18 protein-coding genes are annotated in these 23,499 nt (G+C 46.2%); 16 read left to right on the forward strand and 2 right to left on the reverse strand.

Annotated elements, in window-relative coordinates; genetic code table 11:
* Positions 1-191: 191 nt before the first annotated feature.
* The 6 genes from ASG89_RS10135 to ASG89_RS10160 all read left to right on the forward strand — a co-directional run bounded on the left by ASG89_RS10135 (position 192) and on the right by ASG89_RS10160 (position 7,213).
* Positions 192-668 carry an S-layer homology domain-containing protein gene (locus ASG89_RS10135; RefSeq protein WP_057310463.1) on the forward strand — a complete coding sequence of 159 codons (477 nt, stop codon included), beginning with the start codon at positions 192-194 and terminating at the stop codon, positions 666-668.
* A gap of 65 nt (positions 669-733) precedes the next feature.
* A complete protein-coding gene (locus tag ASG89_RS10140) occupies positions 734-1,828 on the forward strand; it encodes a response regulator (RefSeq protein ID WP_057310464.1) in 1,095 nt (364 codons plus the stop codon).
* A complete protein-coding gene (locus tag ASG89_RS10145) occupies positions 1,825-3,603 on the forward strand; it encodes a sensor histidine kinase (RefSeq protein ID WP_057310465.1) in 1,779 nt (592 codons plus the stop codon). Before ASG89_RS10140 ends, ASG89_RS10145 begins: the two co-directional genes overlap by 4 nt.
* A gap of 99 nt (positions 3,604-3,702) precedes the next feature.
* Positions 3,703-4,671, forward strand: coding sequence for an ABC transporter permease (locus tag ASG89_RS10150; RefSeq protein ID WP_057310466.1), 969 nt, complete (start codon positions 3,703-3,705; stop codon positions 4,669-4,671).
* Between the two features lie 42 nt (positions 4,672-4,713).
* Positions 4,714-5,574, forward strand: a complete 861-nt coding sequence (locus ASG89_RS10155) for a carbohydrate ABC transporter permease (RefSeq protein WP_063867817.1) — start codon at positions 4,714-4,716, stop codon at positions 5,572-5,574.
* 25 nt (positions 5,575-5,599) lie between these two features.
* Entirely contained in the window at positions 5,600-7,213 is a 1,614-nt protein-coding gene (locus ASG89_RS10160; RefSeq protein ID WP_057310468.1) for an extracellular solute-binding protein, read from the forward strand.
* A gap of 225 nt (positions 7,214-7,438) precedes the next feature.
* On the opposite strand, the gene ASG89_RS10165 is transcribed toward ASG89_RS10160, so the two are convergent.
* Together ASG89_RS10165 and ASG89_RS10170 are read right to left on the reverse strand one after the other, a co-directional pair.
* Complete coding sequence (locus ASG89_RS10165; protein ID WP_057310469.1) at positions 7,439-8,512, reverse strand: amidohydrolase family protein; 1,074 nt, start codon at positions 8,510-8,512, stop codon at positions 7,439-7,441.
* A gap of 17 nt (positions 8,513-8,529) precedes the next feature.
* On the reverse strand, positions 8,530-8,883 hold the full coding sequence (locus ASG89_RS10170; protein ID WP_057310470.1) for a Rieske (2Fe-2S) protein: 354 nt from the start codon (positions 8,881-8,883) through the stop codon (positions 8,530-8,532).
* A 121-nt stretch (positions 8,884-9,004) separates the two neighbouring features.
* On the opposite strand from ASG89_RS10170, the gene ASG89_RS10175 reads away from it, so the two are divergent.
* The 10 genes from ASG89_RS10175 (at position 9,005) to ASG89_RS10220 (ending at position 22,241) form a co-directional block, all read left to right on the forward strand.
* On the forward strand, positions 9,005-9,802 hold the full coding sequence (locus ASG89_RS10175) for a helix-turn-helix domain-containing protein (RefSeq protein WP_057310471.1): 798 nt from the start codon (positions 9,005-9,007) through the stop codon (positions 9,800-9,802).
* The gene (locus ASG89_RS10180; RefSeq protein WP_057310472.1) at positions 9,799-11,535 is read left to right on the forward strand and encodes a sensor histidine kinase; all 1,737 of its coding nucleotides are present in this window, start codon (positions 9,799-9,801) and stop codon (positions 11,533-11,535) included. The genes ASG89_RS10175 and ASG89_RS10180 overlap by 4 nt, the downstream gene beginning before the upstream one ends.
* Positions 11,532-13,133, forward strand: coding sequence for a response regulator (locus ASG89_RS10185; RefSeq protein ID WP_057310473.1), 1,602 nt, complete (start codon positions 11,532-11,534; stop codon positions 13,131-13,133). The genes ASG89_RS10180 and ASG89_RS10185 overlap by 4 nt, the downstream gene beginning before the upstream one ends.
* A 195-nt stretch (positions 13,134-13,328) precedes the next feature.
* Positions 13,329-14,279: an ABC transporter permease gene (locus ASG89_RS10190; protein ID WP_082592955.1), complete on the forward strand. Its 951-nt coding sequence runs from the start codon at positions 13,329-13,331 to the stop codon at positions 14,277-14,279.
* 20 nt (positions 14,280-14,299) lie between these two features.
* Complete coding sequence (locus ASG89_RS10195; protein WP_057310474.1) at positions 14,300-15,166, forward strand: carbohydrate ABC transporter permease; 867 nt, start codon at positions 14,300-14,302, stop codon at positions 15,164-15,166.
* A 60-nt stretch (positions 15,167-15,226) separates the two neighbouring features.
* Positions 15,227-16,732, forward strand: coding sequence for an extracellular solute-binding protein (locus ASG89_RS10200; RefSeq protein ID WP_057310475.1), 1,506 nt, complete (start codon positions 15,227-15,229; stop codon positions 16,730-16,732).
* A gap of 21 nt (positions 16,733-16,753) precedes the next feature.
* Positions 16,754-17,503 carry a LamG domain-containing protein gene (locus tag ASG89_RS10205; RefSeq protein ID WP_057310476.1) on the forward strand — a complete coding sequence of 250 codons (750 nt, stop codon included), beginning with the start codon at positions 16,754-16,756 and terminating at the stop codon, positions 17,501-17,503.
* Positions 17,504-17,687: 184 nt separating this feature from the next.
* Positions 17,688-19,445, forward strand: coding sequence for a sensor histidine kinase (locus ASG89_RS10210; protein ID WP_057310477.1), 1,758 nt, complete (start codon positions 17,688-17,690; stop codon positions 19,443-19,445).
* Positions 19,446-19,450: 5 nt separating this feature from the next.
* Entirely contained in the window at positions 19,451-20,908 is a 1,458-nt protein-coding gene (locus ASG89_RS10215; RefSeq protein ID WP_057310478.1) for a response regulator, read from the forward strand.
* 61 nt (positions 20,909-20,969) lie between these two features.
* Positions 20,970-22,241: an ABC transporter substrate-binding protein gene (locus tag ASG89_RS10220; RefSeq protein WP_235549718.1), complete on the forward strand. Its 1,272-nt coding sequence runs from the start codon at positions 20,970-20,972 to the stop codon at positions 22,239-22,241.
* Positions 22,242-23,499: the final 1,258 nt, after the last annotated feature.

Below are 23,499 nucleotides of genomic sequence, written 5' to 3' on the forward strand. Positions count from 1 at the left end.
GAAGGACGGAGTAGCCGGTTTGCTTTACGCTAACTGGTGCACCAGTCGACTTCTCCGTTTCGATCCTATATACTTCCGGACAAGTAACAGAGATACACGACTATGATAACGCGTTTGCCGCTCGCACTTTACCGGCTGGGCAACTAGATCCAGCCAAATCAGCAGCTGTTCTATTTCGTTCAGATTGCACGATGGCTCCGGTTCCAACCTTATTCGTCAAGCAACTGGATGGCTCCTATACAGCACTGATCCAACGTATGGGCAATAGTACGTACGGGCTTATTACGGGGAGCCGAACATTTCCAGACTTGAGCGGTCACTGGTCCAGACTTGACATCGAAGCCATGGCAGGCCGCTTGCTTGTGAATGGGGATTGGGAGGGGAGATTCCGTCCGGATGATGCCATAACCAGAGCTGAATTTGCCGAGTTGTTAACGGATGGGTTTGCTTTGCCGGAGAAAGATGCCCGTATGACCTTCTTCAGTGATGTAGACCCGTCTGCTTGGTATTCTCCTTCTCTCCGTACGGCGTTGTCCTTTGGCCTGATTGAAGGCTACGACGGAGGACTAATCCGTCCTGATTCATTCGTCTCACGGGAGGAAATTGCCGTCATGCTGGATCGGGCGCTACACTTAACGGAATATAAATTTACCCTACATTGTGATTGAGCAAAACTATCCCAGTAAGATACAATTAAGTGAACACGCTCAAATTGCCAAGGAGGTCTCTGCCTATGTACACAATGATGCTTGTCGACGACGATTATATTTCGAGGGAAGGCCTGCGAGATCTCATCGACTGGGATCGTCTGGGTATCGAGATTACGGGTGAAGCAGAAGACGGGGCGGAGGCGCTGCTTGTTGCACGTGACCTGAGACCAGATATCGTGATTACAGATGTCGTAATGCCAGTGATGGATGGCATCACATTAATAGACAAGTTGAAACATGAACAGCCTGCCGTCATGGTAATCATGATAAGCGCTCATCAAGACATTCAGTATGTGAAGGCTTCAATTAAATTGGATGCGATCGATTATATATTGAAACCGTTTAATCGAGAGGAATTAAAGCAGGTAGTCGCCAAAGTTGTCGCTAAGCTGGATAAAGAAAGAGCGGAGAAGCGATTACAGGAAGACGTTAGCCAGTATTATTCTGGCAGTATTTCATCTACGGGGTTGCCGGTGATTGTGGAGTCCATGGAGAAGATCATAGGATTGTGCAGCACGGGGCAAACAGAAGCATTAACTGCTGAGGTTCAGGAGTTCTTTATTACGATCCGGCAATTGAAAATGGAAAGCATGTTGTTCCTAACGACCATCTGCAGTGAGCTTCTTATTAAAGCAATTCGAAGCGCAGCTACGCATATCGAGTCTGCCATTGCGCAAGAGGTGAAGGAGTCCTTGCACCAGTTCAGAACGATGCAGAGTCCACAACAAATTGAGAATTTTGTGCTTGAGAAGCTAGCTTATTTGGAGTCGGCTACCAATGAGTTGCGAAACAGTAAGTCCCGAAGAGTTATTCGGGATGTGGAGGGCATTATTCATAAGATTTACTATCAGAATCTGACGATTGGGCAGTTGGCGTCGGAAGTATTCATGTCACCTGGACATCTTCAGACGTTATTCAAAAAAGAAACAGGTCACACGATAAATGATTACATCACACATGTACGATTAAAGAAGGCGCAGGAGCTGCTCAAGGACGCCTCTATTAAAATATATGAAGTAGCCAATCAGGTTGGGTACCAGGACACGCATTATTTTACCAAAATATTCAAAAAAGTCGTGGGCGTCAACCCTATGGAATATCGGGAGAAAATGCTATGAGAGTAGTGATTAACAAGCTCAGTGGCGTTTACTATAACATTAACCTGCGGACCAAGCTGGTCATTTCCTATTTAATTTTGATCATTATTCCGGTTATGGTACTGGTCTATTTCTCTTATATTACGATTCATAAATCTGTGGTTGAGCAGACAGGCAAGGCTTATTTGGAAACCTTGAAGCAGGCAGAGAAAAACATCGCCTTCGGTATCGAAACCGCCTACAACATTGCTGATCTAACGCAAAGTAACTATGATATTCAACAAATTCTAAGAACGGTATCTGAACGAGCTTTGACTTCGGGGGAAGTGATTGATTTTTTTAATCTGCTGAGCAAAAACGTGAGCAATTACGTGGGCAAGAGCAATGTGCTCAAGGTTAGCTATTTTATGAAAGGGAACCCAACCTTCGTCTCGGCAAGCCCTAATTTTTTTGGTATAGATCAGCTTCAACTTGAAGCTGGTCTACAGCCACTTTTGGAAGGCAAAATCAAAGAAAAGTGGTTCTATGCAAGCGACGTGGAACATCTAAGCATCGTTCAAGGCGATGAGGTTCTCTTTATTAAAGAAATCAAGGATATCAATCGATTTCAGCATGTCCTTGGCTATGTAATGGTGGAGCTGGATGCCAAATTTATCTGGTCTATTCTGAATGATATTCGACTTCCAGATGGTGCGGAAACACTGGTTATGTCCCCTAGCAAGCGAATTGGACAGGCGCAATTACTGGCAGGGGGCAGCGATGTAAGCGACCTCTTCTTGGAGTCTTTGCCGGAAGATGAGGAAGGGATTGTCAGTTTCGGACCTGCAGAGAGAACCAATTATGCTGTATTCAGCAGAACGAAAGGTCTGGAATGGCAAATTGCACTGCTCATGACAGAGAAGCATCTTGGGATGAACAGCAGGTGGATTCAGAATTTTATGCTAGGCTTGGCCGGGGTAGTCTCGATTATTGCTATCATTACTGCGTTCATCATTTCAGGGAGCATTACCAAAAGGTTGAAAAAGTTGGTGAAGCTCATCAAGCATGCAGAAAAAGGGAACTTTGAGACCGAGGATAATATTCGAGGAAATGATGAATATGCGCGACTGCAGCGCTCTTTTAATAAGATGAGTACGCGAATTAAAGCCCTTATTGAAGAGGTATATCAGGCACAAATTAGCAAGCAAGAGTCAGAAATGAAGCTGCTGTATGCCCAGATTAACCCACACTTCTTGTATAACACCCTAGATATTATTCAATGGAGTGCTTTACGAATCGACGCGAAGGAAATCGCGGAATTGACCGAGTCACTGGCCAAGTTTCTGAGGCTCAGTTTAAACGAAGGCAAGGAGCATATCAGCGTTGCAGAAGAAATTATGGAAGTCAGTAAATATATGCAGATTATTAATTACCGCTATCGGGGAGCCATCCAGTTCATTACGGACGTTGAAGAAGGTCTGGAAGAGAAGATTATGATCAAAATGATTCTGCAACCGCTAGTTGAAAACGCAGTTATTCATGGCATTCGGCCTAAGAAAGGGAAGGCTGGAACAATTGTCGTCCGTGCTTATCGGGAGGACGCCTATATGTATTTAGAGGTCAACGATGATGGCGTTGGGATAACGACAGAGAGGCTTCAGCAACTGTTTGAAACGGAGAGCAGAGGGTATGGCGTGAAGAACGTGCATCAGCGTATACAAGTTTATTATGGTATGGAATGTGGCTTGCAGTTCTACAGCGAACCGGGTGTGGGCTGCCGTGCCGTTGCGAAGCTCAAAATTTCGGGAAGCGTATAATCCGTATTTTTGTCAGTGATATCTTACTTCTGTCCTGTTGTAGCTGATAGGCTTATTTACGTAAAATAAAGCTATAGAACAAGGAGTTGAGGTGATGAAATGGCAAAGATTACACCCTCCCACGCGATTGATTCTCTAGATGCAGGTGTGATCCCCAAGACAAAAAATCGCCTGAAGGCAAGAATCGTGCATAATCTAGATTTATATCTGATTATTTCGATCCCCTTACTGGTGCTTTTGATTTACAGCTATGTCCCGATGCTGGGGATCGTCATCGCATTTAAGAACTATCGGGTATTCGACGGCATACTGGATAGTAAGTGGGTAGGACTGGCGCATTTTCGAACATTGTTGACCGATCCTAAATTTTTTAGTGTGTTGAGCAATACGATGTTGATTAATTTGTTCAAATTTATTTTTCAGTTTCCACTGCCGATTATCTTGGCGCTGCTATTGAATGAAGTTAGGACGGGCTTTGTCAAACGCATGACGCAAACGCTTACTTATCTGCCGCATTTTCTATCATGGGTTGTTATTGCAGGGATCTTTGTGGATATCCTCTCCCCAAGTACAGGTATTATCAATGCCATGCTGAAGGTGTTTAATATCTCGCCGATTTCGTTTCTTGGCGATGATAGTTACTTCCGCAGTGTTCTCGTCGCATCAACGGCTTGGAAGGAAACCGGTTGGAGCGCCATTATTTACTTGGCCGCTTTAACGTCCATCGATCCTGATCTGTACGCCGCGTCCAGCGTTGATGGTGCTGGTAAGCTCAGACAAACGTGGCATATTACGCTCCCAGGCATATCGAGCACGATCGTTTTCATTATTATTCTAAGGGTGTCGACCTTATTGGGCAGCGATACGGAACAGGTGCTTCTCCTGTACAATCCCCTTGTATACAGCGTTGGGGATGTCATCGGAACTTATGTGTACCGCGAAGGGATTCAGAACGGCAGTTACAGCTATACAACCGCAGTAGGCTTGTTTGTATCAGCTATCGGATTTACCTTGATGATTACGGCCAATAAGATAAGTCGCAAGTATTCGAACCGTGGGATATGGTAAATAAGGGGCAGAGAGGAGCAAATAACTTTGTTCGACAAGAGGATGAAGACCGGGGAAAAGGTATTTACGGTTGTTAATTACACATTGTTGATAACAGTAGGTCTCATTTGCGTCCTACCGTTCATCACACTATTAGCGAAGTCGGTCAGTGAAGAAGCTTATGTCGTCAGCGGTCAGGTTAGCTTATGGCCAATGGGCTTTCAGTTAAAAGCGTACGAAGTGTTGTTATCAGGCATTGATTTTCGCACTGCGTTTACGAACAGCTTGTTAGTCGCCGTTGTAGGTACAGCCGTTCAAGTGTTTTTTACAGCCTGTGTCGGGTACGCCATCGCAAAGCGGGATTTGGTAGGCCGTAAGGCCATTAATATTCTTTATGTGTTCACGATGCTGTTCAACGGGGGAATGATCCCTACCTATATGGTCATTAAAAATACCGGATTAATTAATCATCTGTGGGTGCTTGTCATTCCGGGGATGGTGAGCGCTTTCAATCTGATTCTGGTGCGCAATTACTTTGAATCTCTGCCACACAGCCTAGAGGAATCGGCGAGAATTGATGGAGCTGGCAATCTCACCATTTTGTTCCGCATCATGCTTCCGATCTCCAAGCCTTTGCTTGCGACAATCGCTATTTTCAGCGCGGTAGGGATTTGGAACAACTACATGGACCCTTTAATGTATTTAACGAAAAAAGAGGTACAGGTATTGCCTTTATTCTTGCAAAATGTCGTGGCAGCAGCCAATAAGAACGGTTTGGAAAATCCCGAGCAATTGGCCAATATCGCATCCGAGACATTCCGAGCGGCAGCAATTTTCGTTTCTTCGATACCGATTCTGCTCGTATATCCATTCCTACAAAAGTATTTTGTCACAGGCTTGACGCTTGGTGCGGTTAAACAGTAGCTAGTTATTAAAAGGGGGAAGAAATATGCGCAAAACATTAAACAAATGGTCAACGACAACATTGTTAGTTGCACTTGCAGCATCGGTATCTCTTGCAGGTTGCAGCAATGAGGCGGCGCAAGAAGCCAAGGAGACGAAAGAAGCTGCTGCGACCCAGGGACCGAAGCTGAATAAGGCGGCCAAAATCAGGATCGCCGTTCCAGATAATGCAGGTGTCAAGGGCTATGAGCAGGGAGCAAGTGCAAACGATAATCAATTCCTGAACATGATCAAAGAAAAGACAGGGTACACGAATATCGAATGGAATGTTATTCCGGCTGCTAATCAATTGGATACCTACAATTTGATGTTTGCCTCTGGTGATGTATATGATCTGATCTATACGAATGATTTGAATATTTTCAAACGTTTCAGCGCTCAGGGGGCTCTTCTGCCAGTAGACGAGGCCATTAAGCAATACGGCAGCGAGGTTAATAAATTAGTTACGGAGAACGCATGGACGGCTGTATCCCTGGAAGGGAAAAAATACGCCATCCCAGTTCCTCCGTTTCAGAAATTCGAAAACGTCGATCTAGGCTCAGGATTTCTAGCCAGACAAGACTGGATGGATAAGCTAGGACTGAAGGCGCCAAAAAATCTAGATGAACTATATACGTTCTTGAAGACGATGAAAGACAAAGATCCAAACGGCAAGGGAACCATACCGTACGTGGCAGCAGCCGGAAATAACGGGAATCCGCTGGATGGACTGGATGTCATTACCGCAGCTTTCGGAATGTCCGGCATCAATAACCTCGCTGTCCCTTTTATCGTAAAGGATGGTAAGCTGGTTGATGCACAGGATGTGAATCTGAAAGAGTTGCTGACCTACCTGAATAAGCTCTACAAAGAAGGTTTAATTGACAACGAGTACCTATTCAACAAAACACAGCAAGTGACTGAGAAGATGTCGTCGGGGAAAGCAGCCGCCGTGTTTGCAGGCTACTGGGACCCTGCTACTTACCAGGCAGGTTTAAGTAAAACAGATGCCAATGCGAAGTTGGGCTTCTTGCCCACGGTAGAAGGAAAAGATGGGCAAAAAGGATATACTATGCCTGCTCCTGTATCCAACTTCTATATTATTCCTAAAAGCTCAAAGAATGTGAACGAAGCTGTGGATTTACTGAACACCTATTTGAAAGATAAGGATCTGCAGAAGTTTGTGAATTTCGGTAAGGAAGGCGTTCACTATGATATGGTAAATGGTGCGCTGAGTCCGAAGAAGCCTGCTTATGATCAAATCATCTATAAACTGTATTACAGAATGTGGAATACACCGGACATTTGGTTACCTAACGCACTACTTGGCGGGTATGAGCCAGCAATGAAAAGCTTTGCCCAAGCGGGTGCGCAGCTGACTGCCTTCAATATTAACCAATACAGACCGCAGACGGATGCTGAACTTGCCAAAGGCCGAGCGTTGATCGACTTGAGAAATGAGTACGTTGCCAAAATCATCAATGGAGCATTACCACTTACGGCATTGGATGAGTATTTCAAAAAGGCGGACGCGGCTGGCAGACAAGATGTGATCAAAGCGTCTCAGGATTGGTTTAGCAAAGATGGCAAGGCCATTTATGACAAATTGAATAAGAAATAGTATCTGAAAATTAGAGCAGAGCAGTTCACCTCATCGGGGAACTGCTCTTATCAATGTGCGGCTATGTATCTTCCCAAGATGCCCTGGGACCTCTAAGACCAAAACCTCCGTCACCCAGGCGAATAAATGGATTTTCTAAGTTAAATTTTTTATTTTTCCAGTTAATGCGGAAACGAAGAACTCCCCAGCCCCTCATTTTCAGAGGAGTAGGGGAGGTTCGTGCACTCACTTCAACTTGAACAGCTGTCTAGCATTTTCGCTGAATATTTTCCTCTTCTTCTCGAGCGGGAGCCTTTGCAGGATCTTCGTCGGATCGTCGAAATCCCAATGCGGGTAGTCGCTGGAGAAGAGCAGCATATTCTCGGCGTCGAACATGTTGAACATCGCTTCGAGATGTTTGAAGTCATCTGGTTCCTCGATCGGCTGCGTCGTCATGAAGCAGTGGTCGCGCACATATTCGCTAGGCATACGCTTTAGCCATGGGGTGGAGGCGCGTAAAGCTTTGAAGTTCTTGTCCAAACGCCATAGCAAAGGTGGCAGCCAGGTGACGCCGCCCTCGCAAAACACCACTTTAAACCCTGGATACTTCTCAAACACACCTTCGCACACGAAGCTAACCAGGTGTGCCATGAAAGTTTGCGGCAAGCAAGTATGCCACTGCAAATAGTTCGACACATACCCGACTGCAGTCGGGGCGTTGAAGATGCCCGAGCCTTCGGCGCCTGGATGGATGACAAGAGGAAGGCCATTGCGCTCACAAGCTTCGTAGATCGGATGGAAGAAACGTTGGCCGTACGGCATTCGAGAACCTCCAGTCACGCAGACCGCGACGATGTCTGGATGCGGGCCAACTCGGTCTATCTCGCGTGCTGCCTCTAAGGGATCTTGGGTACCGATGCACAGGTAACCTTTGAACTTCGGGCTAATCGGCAGCCATTCGGCGATTAAATAATCATTGTAGGCCCTGCATACGGCTGCAACGTGATCGCTGTCAGCATAACCCGACATGCCAATTAGCGTATCGGAGCAAAGCAACGCGTAATCAAGGTTGAATGGTTCGACCAAGTGCTCGATCATGTAATGTGGATCTGATCCGACAGGAAGCCCGCTAGGTGGATCGGAATCTTTGCGCTTGTTGCCAATTGGTGACGAGTAGGGCAGACCACCTCCAGGTATACCGAACCTCTCGGCATGACTTTTCCACGGCTCATCGAGATAAGGGATTAAGTCATTTCTACTCCGGAATTGATTGTGCACATCACAGTCAATGACAGGCAGTTTCTCATTTTTCGAATTCATGCAGTTTCTCCTCCTTATTAGCCAATCAAGATGCCAATTTGTCCATCTTCTACGACGACGGGGTAGGTGCGTGTGCGTACTTTATCACTGAACAATGATTTGCCTGTCTTGAGATCGAACTCCCATCCATGCCAAGGACAGCGTAATATCTCTTGATCGCGACCATAGATAAATTCATACACTTGAGATTCAAGCGTAGTTCCGCAGACCACTCCTTTGCATAACTCCGCCCCTTGATGCGGGCAATAATTATGCACAGCGTAATAGTCACCTTTCACGTTATAGACCCCGATGGAGCGTTGTTCGATTTGTACGATTTTGAAAGCACCGGAAGGAATTTCTTCAATGGAAGCGACCGGATATATGGCCATAATGTTCAGCCCCCTTAAGCTTTGTTAGATTAATCTTAAGTGAACAGCGTAGAAAAAACTATTGCGGAAACAACTGTTTTTTGTATAATTCTAAGGTATAGATGGGAAGGGGGAACTACAGATGATGGAGCTCGTATCCGTGTTTATTGATGATATGGACGTAGATTGGCAGAAGGAAGAGTCCGCAACCTTAACAGACATGTTGATTCTTGTGACGCACGGGAAAGTGAATTATGTGGTCAATAACGAACCGGTTCATCTGGAAAAAGGTGATTTTCTGTATATCCAGCAGGGTGTGATGCGCTCAGGTATGAATGCGCCAGACGGGCTGCATGTGAAATATTCGTCGCATTTTCATTTGCACGCTGGGAAGTCTGGACAAGAAATGAAAGCGTTCACTAATCTTGAACCCTACAGGAAGGTGAAGGCTCAGCAGTTCGACTACGTCAAACAGCGGTTTAGTACACTTGCACAGCATTGGTTCGGTCAACGGGAGCATGCTGACATCATCTGTACCGGAATCGCCACCGAGCTGTTCGGCTATTTCGTGCAGGAAACTTCGGAAGAGCGATTTGGATTCGCCAAGCTGAGACTTATGCGCGAGGTGCAAGAATATATCTCTGCCCACTACCGTGAGCGAATCCGCATTGAGGAGCTTTCCCGACTCGTAGATCGCGCTCCCAACTATGTCACGCAAACATTCAAGGAAGTGACAGGCATGACACCGATCACCTACTTGCATCACATTCGAGTGCATGCGGCACGTGATTTGATCCTTAACACTAGAATGACAATTGGCGAGATTTCGGAGTATTTGGGATATAGCGATCAGGCACATTTCAACCGTGTGTTTAAAAAAATAATGGGCCATCCGCCATCAGCTGTGCAGCGGGAAGTCCAAAGAGGTGGCCTACGATGAAGCTGTTGAATCGGCTGCATTCGATCCAATTCAAGCTGACACTTACCTTTCTGCTCATCTTGTTGCCGCTCGTTAGCGTCAGTGTTTTCGCTAATAACTATTCCCAGTCGATTCTGGACGATCAGATTGGCGACCGTACGCGAGGAGCGTTACTGACGACTCTTGAGTACGTGGATCAATTGACTAAAAACATGGATCAACAAACATTGCTAATCGCATTGAATTCGTCGATTGTCGATATCTGGAACAATATTGACAACCCACTCAGTCCGGACCATCTGTACGGTCTGCATACAGTACAGCAACAGCTGTCCGCACTTACGAATGTGAATGGTTCTATCAAAGAAGCTTTTATCATCCATGGCGAAAGTGGCAACGGGGTATCCACGACTAGCGGAGGGGTGAGATGGCCAGACGTGAAGCAGGAATTTTGGTTTAAGCAAACGGTGAACTCCAATGGCGGACTCGTCGTACATGTACCGACTGACAAAGTAGGTGGACCATCGGCTTATCTGAATAGCGATATGATCTATTACTCACGGCTTCTCGATGTGCAGAGCAACAGCAAGGAGCCGAACGTGCTCGTGCTTGCGGTGGACAAGTCTTCTTTTCGCAAAATCATTCAACATTTGCAGACATCCGATAATATGAACATCAGGTTGTCTTATAATAACGGCTTCGTGTTAGAGACAAACCCTGGCGCAATGCACGGGAATGGCAATGAGGCCGACGTCATGTCGATCAAAGAGGAGAGCAACTTTTGGTCAATTGAGCTGGAGCAGCCACGCTCGGAATTGTTCAGGCTGACGCATAGGCTGCAACTGTTTACTTATTTGATCATCGTTATCAGTATCATCATGGCGGTGTGGATTGCGTGGCTCGTCTATGTGGAAATTTCCAAGCCCCTGCAGAAGCTGCTGGCAGCTTTCAAGCACTTCAGTGGCGGCAGCCTGAACACACAAATTGTTCATCGCCGGAAAGATAAATTCGGAGCCGTCATGAATGGCTTTAACCGGATGGCGGAAGCACAACGGCTACTGATCGAGGAGGATTATGAGAAGGAGCTCCGGCTCGCCAAATCAGAATTCAGCCTCCTGCAATCGCAGATTAACCCGCATTTTTTATACAATACATTAGATTCGATCTACTCGGTTGCCTTTAAGAATAAAATTCACGAGATAAGCGAAATGGTTATCAATCTTGCTCGATTTTTCCGGGTCAGTCTCGGTAAGGGACGTGAGACGTTTACGTTGGAAGAGACAGTTCAGCACCTGATGTATTATATCCGGGTACAGCAGATTCGTACGGATCATTTTACCGTTCAGATAACGCTGGAGGAATTAACTAAGCCGATTGAAATCTTGAAACTACTTTTGCAGCCTGTCGTGGAGAACGCGATCATACACGGACTGGAGCGAAACTCGTATGGTGGTGAGCTGCGGATTAGCTCGAATTTGGCCGGCGGTTCCCTGTTGATACAAGTTGAGGACACAGGCATGGGGATTCCGCCCGAGAAGATGAATCACCTGCGCAACGAGCTTAGCGCGATTACTAGCCATTCGTACCGGATTTCTAAGAGCAGCCCGCCTGATATGTATTTTGGACTGAAAAATGTTAAATCAAGGCTGAAACTGTATTACGGTGAACAAGCAGATTTGCAAGTGCACAGTGTGGAAAATGAGGGAACTCGAGTCACGATTACGATTCCAATAGGGAAGGACGAAGCGCGATGAAGTTGTTAATTGTGGAAGATGAGCTTTATGTCAGGGAGAGACTTGCTGAGGGGATCGAGTGGACCGAGATGCAGATTGAACTGGCGGCGGCCGTATCCACCGGCAAAGAAGCGATGTCCGTGCTTCAGAATGATCATATTGATATTGTGCTGACAGATATTCGAATGCCGGAGATGGACGGACTGGAGCTGGCGAAGTTGGTCAAAAGGCAGTTCCCGCACATTAAGCTGCTGATTCTGACCGGGCACGACGATTTTGACTATGCTCGAGAGAGCATCGAGCAAGGCGTATTCAAATATTTAATTAAGCCCGCCGAGAATGAGCAGATTGTAGAGGCTGTGCTGGAAGCGAAACGGCTGCGGGAAAAAGAACTAAGCGAAAAGCATAATACGAAGCTGTTGGAAATGAAGTGGAACGAACATCTGCCTCACCTCAAGGAGTTGTTTTATAAAAATTGGTTGAACGGCCGCTATTCCGCCTGGGAAATCGATCGGAGAGGACATGATTTAGCCATTCGACTAGAGAAACGAAAGGCGCTGCCCATTATTTTGGATATGGATCCAATCTCCGAGGGAAACGAGCGCTTTGAGGTGAAGGATCGACAGTTGGTACAGTTTTCACTGTTTACGATCGCCCGGGATGTGCTGGAGAATGAGAACTGCGTTGTCGTGCAGGATGATGATAGCCTGACAGCAGCTATCTTCTTCGTTTCTACGGACGAAGGGGACGAGGCGATGAAGGGGCTAGCGAACGGGCAGGTTCTTGCGCTTCTGGAGACGGTCAAGGATACACTGAAGCTGACCGCAAGCGCAGGTATAGGTACACCAGTGGCTGAAAGCTCCTTGCTGCCCCGTGCTTACAAGATGTGCCGACTTGCGCTGAAGGAGAGGCTTATTCTTGGCAATGGTGTTGCTATTCCATACCGAGACGATACACCAGAGGAGGATTCTTGGGACATGCTGCAAGAGATCGAACGTGAATTTGAGGCGGTGATCGAGGCGGGCAGCCAAGAAGAGCGAAGAGAGGAGATCGTCCGTCGTATTATGGAAACGGGGTTCGCTAGCGGTAAACCGGTTGTGGAAGCACGCGAGGTCTTGTTTCGGATGACATGCTTACTTGCTCGGATTGTGCATGCGCAAGGCTGGACGCTGCGTGGTACGCTGCAAAGCGATTATGAGGACTTCGAGTCGTTCACATCCTTGCTTACCCGTGAGCAAATCGAAAGTTGGCTGAATCGGATGGCCGGTCGGATCAGTATGGCCATCGCACAGAGAAGGCAGTCCAACTCGCAGCGGACTGCACATGAGGTCATGGGTTTTATTCGAGAGCATTTGCATAAGGAAGAGCTAAGTTTGCATTTCGCAGCGGAAAGCTTATACATCAATTATTCGTACTTAAGTCGAATTTTCAAAGAAACGATTGGGGAATCGTTCTCCAGTTATGTGCTGCGGCTTCGGATGGAGCGGGCTAAGGAGTTATTGTGCACAGGAGTCAAGGTGTCCGACGCCTCGGAGCAGGTCGGTTACCGTCATATGAACTACTTCTCGAAGAGTTTCCAGAAGTTCTGGGGCGTTAAACCGAGCGAGGTTAACAAATAAGGGCCAATCCACCGATTGGCTTTTTCTCATAGGTCATAATTTCCAATAAGAAGATATTTCTTGTTGGCTAGTTCAGGAAGTAAAAATAGTTGCAATGAAAGTCGAAGGATTGGGATACGATTTCAAACCGTCAACAGATATAATGAGGGCACAGAAGTTAAAAATCTAGCATCCCAGAGAGGAGAGATCTTAGAAATGAAAACCTCAGTCCCTGCGGCAACATCCCATATGCTGACAAGTAAGCGGGCCAATCGTCATCCTCTGCTTAAGTATTGGGATCTTTATTTAATGGTTCTGCCAGCGCTGGTGTTCCTGCTAGTGTTCAAATACGGACCGATGTACGGAGTCGTGATTGCGTTTAAAGACTACAACATTATTCAAGGGGTATTTGCAAGTAAATGGGTCGGTCTACAGTATTTCCGAGAGTTGTTTATGTTCGACGAGTTTCCAAGAGTGGTGGTTAACACGCTGCTTATCAGCCTGATGAAGCTGGTAATCGGGTTCCCGGCGCCAATTCTGCTCGCACTTTTACTTAATGAGCTTCGTCTGGTTGTATTCAAGCGATGGGTTCAGACGTTTACGTACCTGCCGCATTTCATCTCGTGGGTCGTTATCGGAGGAATCGCTGTCGATTTGTTGTCACCGAGCAGCGGTATTGTGAACAAATTGATTCAAGCATTTGGCGGAGAGCCGATCTTCTTCTTAACGAGTGAGAAGCTGTTTCGCTGGATTCTCGTGTACACCGATGTATGGAAAGAAGCGGGATGGGGCGCTATCATCTACCTCGCTGCGTTGCTAAGCATCAATGAGGAATTATTCCAAGCAGCCACAGTGGACGGTGCGGGACGGCTTCGACAAATCTGGCACATCTCGCTGCCGAGCATTCGCTCAACGATTATTATTCTGCTTCTGCTGCGAATCGGTCACTTACTTGACGCTGGTTTCGAGCAGGTGCTCGTCATGTACAACCCGACGGTATACGAAGTTGCTGATATTATCGACACTTACGTATTCCGAGTGGGATTAGGGACGATGCAGTTCGGACTGACCACAGCAGCGGGGCTGTTTAAATCAGTCATCGGTTGTGTGCTGCTAGTTATTGCCAATACGCTAGCCCGGCGAATGGGTGAGGAAGGAATTTACTAACCTAGAGAGGTGGTGCCTGTGTGATTCGTACTAGAGGAGAAACCGTATTCAGTTACTTTAACGTGTTCATACTTTCACTCATATCGCTGTCGATGATTCTGCCGTTCATACACGTGGCAGCCAAAGCGTTCAGCAGTGAAGCACATGTGTTAGCCAAGGACATCCTGTTATGGCCCAAGGGAATAACGACGATTTCCTTTGAATACGTGCTTTCCAATAAGCAATTTTACTATTCGTTCGGCAACTCGGTTTTTATTGCCATCGTCGGGACAGTAATCAGCATGGCGCTGACCGTACTAGCGGCTTATCCGCTTTCCCGTAAAGGCTTGCCGTACACACGTTTTCTGATGTTGCTGTTCGTCATCACCATGTTCTTCAACGGTGGGCTGATTCCGACGTATCTCGTTGTTAAGCAGGTTGGGCTGCTCAATTCACTATGGTCGCTCATTTTGCCAACTGCGCTGGCACCGTTTAATATGATCTTGATCCGCAACTTCTTCATGGGCGTGCCCGACTCGCTGGAGGAATCTGCCCGAATGGACGGGGCTTCGAACTTACGAATTCTGACCTTGATCTATCTGCCGTTATCTGTACCTGCACTGGCTACCGTCGGTATGTTCTATGCGGTTGGCTACTGGAATGCGTTCTTCCAAGCCATGATGTACATCACTGACCGGCAGTTGATGCCGCTTCAAATGTTTCTCCTTCAACTCGTAACCGATGAGAAGTCAGCTGATCTAGTTGTGAATGATGTATTCCGCGAAGTCACCCCAGAAACGATCCGGGCGGCGGCCATTCTGTGTGCAGTAGTTCCAATTCTATTCGTGTATCCGTTCATTCAACGATATTTCGTCAAAGGGGTTATGTTGGGTGCTGTCAAAGGGTAATGGCCAACCTGCAAGCACACCCGTTATTTTATATAAACACTTTAGGGGAGGTTGTATTCAATGAAAATTCAAAAAGCAGCGCTTATTGGCATGTCATCCGTCCTGCTGGTTGGGCTTGTGGTGGGTTGCAGTGGTAATAATACTGCTCCTGCAAGCACTAGTACGGGGGCGGCAAGTTCAAGTGGAGCGGTCAAAAACAAGGACTTGAAAGTGATGCGTATGTATCATCCTGCCATGGAACAATTCAAGGGCAGTGACACCATCAACGACAACAAACTAGTGAACGTTCTCAAGGAGAAATCCGGGTACAATGTGAAATTCGATTCGCTGCCTAAAGACAATCCCAACCAGAAGATATCGATCATTTTAGCCTCAGGTGATGTACCAGATATCATGTGGATCCCTGGCAAATCCGATTACTTTAAGCTAGCACAGCAGGGTGCATTCGAGCCTCTTGACGAGCTGGTTAAAACAAATATTCCTAATTTATCTTCCTTTCTACCCAAAGAAATTCTCGACGCCTCCAAGCTGGATGGCAAAATGTACGGCATTCCAGTACGTGTTGCCCAAAAGGTTGGCAATGGCCTTCTGGAGCGCTCGGACATTCTGAAAGAGCTCAGTCTGAAAGAACCGACTACGATGGACGAGATGTATACGACACTTAAAACCATCAAAGAGAAAAAGAATTTGGCACCTCTCACGGGGGCAGCTGGAAATCCTGGTGCGTTTATGTCATCCTTCCTGCCTTATGCATCTGCGTTTGGGGTAGGTACCTCGACAGTAACTAAAAATGGCAAGCTAGAATTCTCGTGGCTGCAACCGGAATATAAAGAGTACCTCACGACCATGAAGAAATGGTATTCCGAAGGATTAATCGACCAAGAATTTGCTATCAATAAAGATATTAAGGACAAGATGATTAACGGCACTGCAGCTTTTGGCACTGTGTATTGGGGCGATGCGCTGACGATTGATACATCGATCAAGGAGAAGAAGAACGGTGGGACCCTGCAGTACATCGCACCGGTTAGCGGTAAGAGTGGCTCCTCAGGCTTCCAGGAGGAAGGTATTCCGGGCAACTACATCGTTATTCCGAAGCAAGCTAAGAACAAGGAAGGCGCCGCTGCCTTCATTAATTACATCCTGAATGCAGATACGGACAAATTTTTGACTTACGGAATTGAGGGTCAGGATTACAAGGTAGATAACGGGCAAATCGTGCAGACTCCGGAACAGAGCAACAACATTCCGTGGCGGACATTATACTTCTTCGGTGACAGCGATCCGAGCTTCAATGCGCGTTTGAAAGTGAAGGGATTCCTTCCATATTACGAGCCTTTGCTGAAATTTAAGCAGAATCGTGAAGAAACTTCCTACGCACCTTCGATTGAGGCATACGACACTAAATTTACAGAGCTGCGCAATTATACGGAAGAAAATGCTTTGAAATTTATTATGGGCAAACGCGACCTAGGCGAGTTTGATAAGTTTGTACAGGAGTTTAATGCCAAAGGTGGCAAAGCTGCCATTGACGCGATGAACGACTGGTATAGCAAAAAGAAATAGGGAACTTTGGAGGCTTCATACATGAAGAGGGATATTGAAATCATGCTCAACCATCCGAATTTAGTAACTTTCTGGGACTTTCAAGAAGGCCCTGGAGAAGCGCGCATTTCAAGGGGAGGAAAGCCGTATGCCCTGAAGGAAAGTGGAGGGCCTGTAGCACGAGACCATGAAGGCGTATTCGGTCCATACAGCGCTTTGCTGGAGGAAGGCAAATGGTTTCGAATTCCACGTGAGCAGCTCCAAGAACTGAGCATGCATGGTGAGAATGCGCAGGTGACGGTAGCTGCTTGGGTTAAACGCAGGAGGAAATCCAATAACGAATGCGAATTTATTGCTGGCATTTGGAACGAATCAAATAAGAGGCGCCAGTATGGACTATTCCTGAACTTATCGATTTGGGAGAGCGGACAGCAGGTGTGCGGACATGTTTCATCCTTAGGCGGCCCGACACCTGGGTATCGCTGGTGTATGGATGCATCGATCGGTGCTACGGAGATTCCCCTTGAGGAGTGGCATTTTGTTGCTTTTACTTACGACAGCCAGTATGTACGGTCCTATGTAAACGGAAGTTTGGATGAACGCCCAATCCGTAATCCTTATCATTACCCTGGCGGCCTTTATGATGGAGGGCATGATGGTGCTGATTTTACCGTTGGAGCTGTGGATCGTTCTCAGGAAATCGGCAATTTCTTTGTCGGCAGCATCGGTGGATTAGCTATATTTAACAAAGCGTTATCGAATGAGGAGATGTACCAACTTGCTTGTTTGTAAGTGAAAAAGATGAGGGGTCCCTGAAGCCATGAATGTGGCGGGGGCCCTTTTTGTGCTATCTAAAGGAGTCTAATCCGAAAAAAACTGACTTTCCCAAAGAAACCTGACTTACCGTGTTTACCTATTTCATGTAAGATGAATGTACATAAAGATTATAGTCTTTCATAAAAGAGGGTCATGAAAAATGAAGCTTGTACGAGTAATTTGGGCAAAATTACAACCGAAAAAGATACGTACCCGGTTCCTCGTTGCGATGATTACATTGACGGTTATACCGTTATGTGTACTCGGGTTCGTGTCCTATAATATTGCGAAGGATACCTTAGTCCAGAACCATCAACAGACGAATGAAAACCACTTGAGAACGGCGAGTGAAGTCGCGGATTTACTGCTGCGCAATGTCATAAATATGAATCGTGTCGTTCTTTCTGATACGCAACTGAGAGAACAATTAGTAGAAAGCGGTCGCAGTGGGGCTGCTTCAACCATAGGTGTCCGTACCGTACAACGCTTGGAAAATATCGTGACGAGTAATCTTGTGGATTCGCAATACTTTGATTCTATTTGCTTATTTGATCGGGAATTTCATTCGATTTGTTATGGAAGATCGGAGAGCGCGGGACTCTATGGAACGAATCAAAATCGAATGAATATAGCGAAGACGGAGTGGTATGATCCCGTTATCCAAGCAAGGGGAAAGGAAGTTTTCTTCAGTTACAACGTGCTGGATCCTTTCACATCGAAAGAGTCTTTCTCCAGTGTGAAACTGCTGCGCGACCCCGACAATCTAGATAGTGAGCCTCTTGGTCTACTGGTTACGAATATCAAAAAGAGTATGTTTGAAACCGTTATTCATGAAAGCGATAACAGTTCCTTCTTAGTTATGAATCCGAGCGGTTCTAGTTCGAGCATGGTTTACGTTAAACAATTTGATAGCTTTAACGACATGTCTACAGAAGCAGGTATAACAAATTTGATGGAAAGCCTTGCACATACAGGATACTTGACTACGACATATACGAATCAAACAACAGGTTGGACATTCATGCATATTATTGAAGCCAAAGAGTTGCTAAAGCAATCAAACCGAATTGGCGTAGCAACCGCTATCCTTTCAGCTGTGATCGCCTTCATTTCACTCTTATTTGCCTTTTGGATAGCAAGGTCGATTACGCGCCCCCTCTTACAATTGAAGAAAATGATCTTAGAATGGTCGACAGGTGTACAGAAATGGATTGGAAATTTCGAAGCTGACGAAGTAGGCGCCATTGGTGAAACTTTTAAGCGGATGGCGAATGAGAATGTGCAGTTGGGTGAACGGCTGATTGATTCGCAATTGAAGGAAAGAGAGGCCGAACTTAACACGCTTCAAGCACAAATCAAGCCTCATTTTCTGTATAATACGTTAGATTCGATTTACTGGATGGCGATTATGCATGATACGCCGGATATCGCCCAAATGGCAGATTCTTTATCGGAGAGCTTCCGATTAAGCCTTAATAAAGGGAAGGAAACGATCCCCTTTTTCAAAGAGTTGAAACATATTGAGCACTATATGACCATCCAGAATATCCGATTTAATCATCGCTTTACGTACATAGAAACCGTAGATCCATCGTTGATGGGGATTGATATCTTGAAATTACTTCTTCAACCCTTAGTGGAGAATGCCATTTATCACGGCTTAGAACCGAAGATCGGTTCTGGTACAATTCGACTAACCGCGCAAAGAGAAGGTATGGATGACATTATTTTTACAGTAGAAGATGATGGCGTTGGGGTTGCAGATTTGTCGGTAATCGAGCAAGGCTATGGGTTGCGGAATGTTCGGGAACGTGTGATGTTGTATTATGGCAATCAAAGCTCCTTTACGTTCACAAGTCAGCCTAATGCAGGCACCAAGATTGAGATTCGGATTAAATGGCATATGGAAGGAAAGTGATCAGGATGCGTAAAGCCGTTGTATTTGACGATGAATTCATTGTACTCCAAGGATTTCAAACGAAGGTCGACTGGGCTCACCACAATATTGAACTCGTAGGCACGGCGGCAAATGGGATAGAAGCTCTAGCTTTATATCGCTCAGTGCGGCCTGACATTATTTTCACTGATATCCGTATGCCGGGAATAGACGGGCTTCAACTGCTGGAAATCATTACAAAAGAAGCGCCAGATACGATATGTATTGTCTTTAGTGGGTTCAATGAGTTTGAATACGTGAAGCGGGCGATTAAAATTGGTGTTCTCGATTTTATTGAGAAACCGATTACTCTTCGGAAGATCCAAGATGCCCTCTTGAAGGTTCAGATACAAATGGATAAACAAAAGGAATTACTCGAGAAGGCGACATTAGATCTATTGCTGATGGGTCCAGAGGCAGTAGCGAAATTCCTGTCTACTTGTAGCGTGGAGGAGAGTCGTATTGTGTCGGTTACGGTTCTAGCTAGTTCTTCAGAGAGGGGTTCTTTTGACGGAAATGACGCTTACCATGTGATCAACGTTCGAAATGGCAGCGAATACCTGAGGCTTGTACTACATGTGAAGGATGATGCAGAATCATTCCGGGCAGACATGAACAAATGGGCAGAAACAACTGGCGGTGTTTCAATGGGGTCAGGAAGAACCTATCCGAAGCTTGCCGATGCTGCAATGAGCTATAGAGAAGCTCAAAGTGCACTTCGATACGGCATGTATCTGGAGGAAGAAGGCTGGACACGTTACGAGGATCTAGCGGAGAGCGGGGATCTCCCTGATGGCTTGACAGCGTGGGAGGAGTTATTCGTATTTTACATTCGAACCTGTGATACGAAGGGTGTAAATCAACAATTGGAACAATTTAAACCATCTTGTGAAGTGAAAAAGTTAGAAAAAAGATTGCTCGAATTGGAGATTCTCAAACTCGTTTATTTAGGTTGGGAAGCGGCCAAAGAGGCTGGAGTTGATATGACTCTTATCATGGATTCGGATCAGTTTCCCCACGTTCAATTGCGACAACTAGCTACCTTAGATGACATTGTGAAGTGGTTCCGTGATCACATTCATCGCATCATGCAGGTGATGGTCGATACGCGTCAGAGGATTAAACATGCTTCCGTTGATAAAGCTGTGCAGTATATGGAGCTTAATTATCAGCGCGATATTTCGTTGAAAGAAGTAGCCGAGCATGTGGGAATGAATGCCACGTATTTTAGTTTGCTTTTTAAAGAATCCAAGGGACTTAGTTATATTAAATTTGTTACCAGAATGAGAATGGAGCGGGCTAAAACGCTGCTTCATGAAGGTCTGCTCATTAATGATGTAAGTGTACAAGTAGGCTATTATCATTACAGGCATTTTACGGAAGTGTTTAAGAAGTACACAGGTGTTACACCAGGACAGTATCGGGAGACGCATAGAAAATCTTAAATCGAACGGAGGGAGCGGGGTTACGGGGATGAAAAGGTTATGTATACATGTCCTCATTGTGATGATTTTTGTAGCCTTAGTTGGCTGCAGTTCAGGGGAAAGCCCCTCAACTGGCGTTAAGGACGAAGAATTGACCACGATCAGATATTTAACCTCTAACTTAGAATCGGAGGGAACGGTAAAGGTACTTACCGATATCAGTGAGGAATATACCAAGGTAAATCCGAGTGTTAAGCTAGAGTATTACTATGTAGGACAGTCAGGACTGAGACAACGCATTCAACTGCTTGCGGCAAGCAATGATTTGCCCACCATGTTTTCATTTGAGTCCGGAAGACCGCTTCGAAACTTAAAGGGTGAGGTACTCGATCTTGAGCAAACGTTTAAGGATTTAGGTATCTATGAGAAATTAAATCCAGTAGCAGTTAATTTATTGAAACAACAAACGCATGGTGAAGGTCTGTATGCGCTCCCGTTGGAGCTCAACATTGAAGGGTTTTGGTACAATAAGTCGCTATTTGCAAAACTAGGGATCGAAGAGCCCCGTACATGGGATGATATGTTGCGGGCTGCTGACCACTTTATTGAAAATGGCATTCAGCCCTTCTCAGTTGCAGGTAAAGAGAAATGGCCCATTACTAGGTTAATCGGCGGGTATGCCGTTCGGAAGTACGGGCCAGATGTGATGGAAAGTGTAGAGAATGGCGAGATGAAAGTAACAGCGCCGGGATTTATCGAAGCTGCACAGACCGTTTATGACATGAGTATGAAAGGCTACTTTGGAGGGGATGCGAATAAAATAGATCTGCAAACTTCCATTGATTTATTTCTACAAGGTCAAGCAGCCATGTTCTACTCGGGTAGTTGGGAACTGCGTGATTTCAATAATCCCGTTCGTAATAAGCTTGGAGCGGATGGGATTGGTTATTTTAATATCCCCTTGGTGAAGGATGGCATTGGCACATTGGATGAGTTCCCGATGAATGCAGGATTAACGAATTCGTTCTCAAAGGCAGCTTTCAATTCGAAGGTTGGTGAATGGATGAAGACCGTGTTTAGTGAATATGGAGATAGGGCTATGAGAGATAACGGACTCATCACAGGGTTCAAAGTGGAGCATATGCCTGCACAGGTGCCCCCACTTACACAGTTGGTTCAAGAGAAGATCGAATCTGCGAAACGAGCGGTACTGTGGTTTGAAGCTGGGTTTGATTCCAAGACACAATCGATTGCATGGGATAATGCTCAGCTGCTTATCAGCGGCGAAGGTATGACGGCGCAATCCTATATGGAAGAGCTTCAGAAAGCGATTGATGCGCAGCAAAGTAATTAGATTTGGGAAAGCGGCTGTGGAATTGGGAGAGAATTGATGAGTGCTAAGTGTTAAGTGCTAAGTGCTAGGGATTAGTGACAAGTGACAGTGCTAAGTGTGAGTGACAGCGGTTGCGACAGCGGATCCTTTGGGATCCGCTTCTTGGCATTGGGGAAGAGCCTCTACACGCAGTGCTACTCTTCAAAATACTGGAAGCGAAAGTAAGGAGATAGTCGAAATAATCGACTAACGTCTAGGTTTTGGGGCTTGCTAACTGGGAGATAGTCGAAATAATAGACTAACGTCTAGGTTTCGGGGCTTGCTGGCCGGGAGATGGTCGAAATAATCGACTAACGCCAAGGTTTCGGGGCTCGCTAACCGGTAGATAGTCGAAATAATCGACTAACATCTAGGTTCTGGGGCTTGTAAGCCGGGAACGAAATACAACTATTGTATACACGGTTATAAGAAACTTGTTCAAAGTAGTCTACCGCGGAACCGTGAAAGGTTTTAACTTTAGTGTAATGTTCGGTTTCTTGGAATGCTACAATGTGAAAATTTATTTTCTATTCCGAAGCCTACTCGTTACTCTGTATTTATTAAATAATAAACTTTCAGAGTTAATTATTCGACACTGCTTAGCAGTAACTGGATTCGTTGACAGTGAGTTCACATTTCGAAACATGATATTTCCTACGACCTCACTATGAAATAAATCAAAGCCATTATTTAAACTAATTGCCACAACGTAACGGGCCCGCGGATCACCGCGGTCCCGTGATGATTATGTGGACTTTGCGCCAATTGAGCACCTGGCCGGCCGTCGCACGCTAGCGCACAATAATGTGCGCAAGGAAGGTCACTCGGCCGGCCGTCGCACGGTAGCGCACAAATAATGTGCGCAAGGAAGGTCACCCGGCGGGCCGTCGCACGSTAGCGCACAAATAATGTGCGCAAGGAATGTCACCTGGCCAGCCGTCGCACGCTAGCGCACAAATAATGTGCGCAAGGAAGGTCACTCGGTCGGCCGTCGCACGCTAGCGCACAAATAATGTGCGCAAGGAAGGTCACYCGGCCGGCCGTCGCACGCTAGCGCACAAATAATGTGCGCAAGGAAGGTCACYCGGCGGGCCGTCRCACGCTAGCGCACAAATTATGTGCGCAAGGAAGGTCACTCGGCCGGCCGTCGCACGCTAGCGCACAAATAATGTGCGCAAGGAAGGTCACTCGGCCGGCCGTCGCACGCTAGCGCACAAATAATGTGCGCAAGGAAGGTCAC

Origin of the sequence: Paenibacillus sp. Soil766, from assembly GCF_001428105.1 — a bacterium.
Taxonomy (GTDB): Bacteria; Bacillota; Bacilli; order Paenibacillales; family NBRC-103111; genus Paenibacillus_E.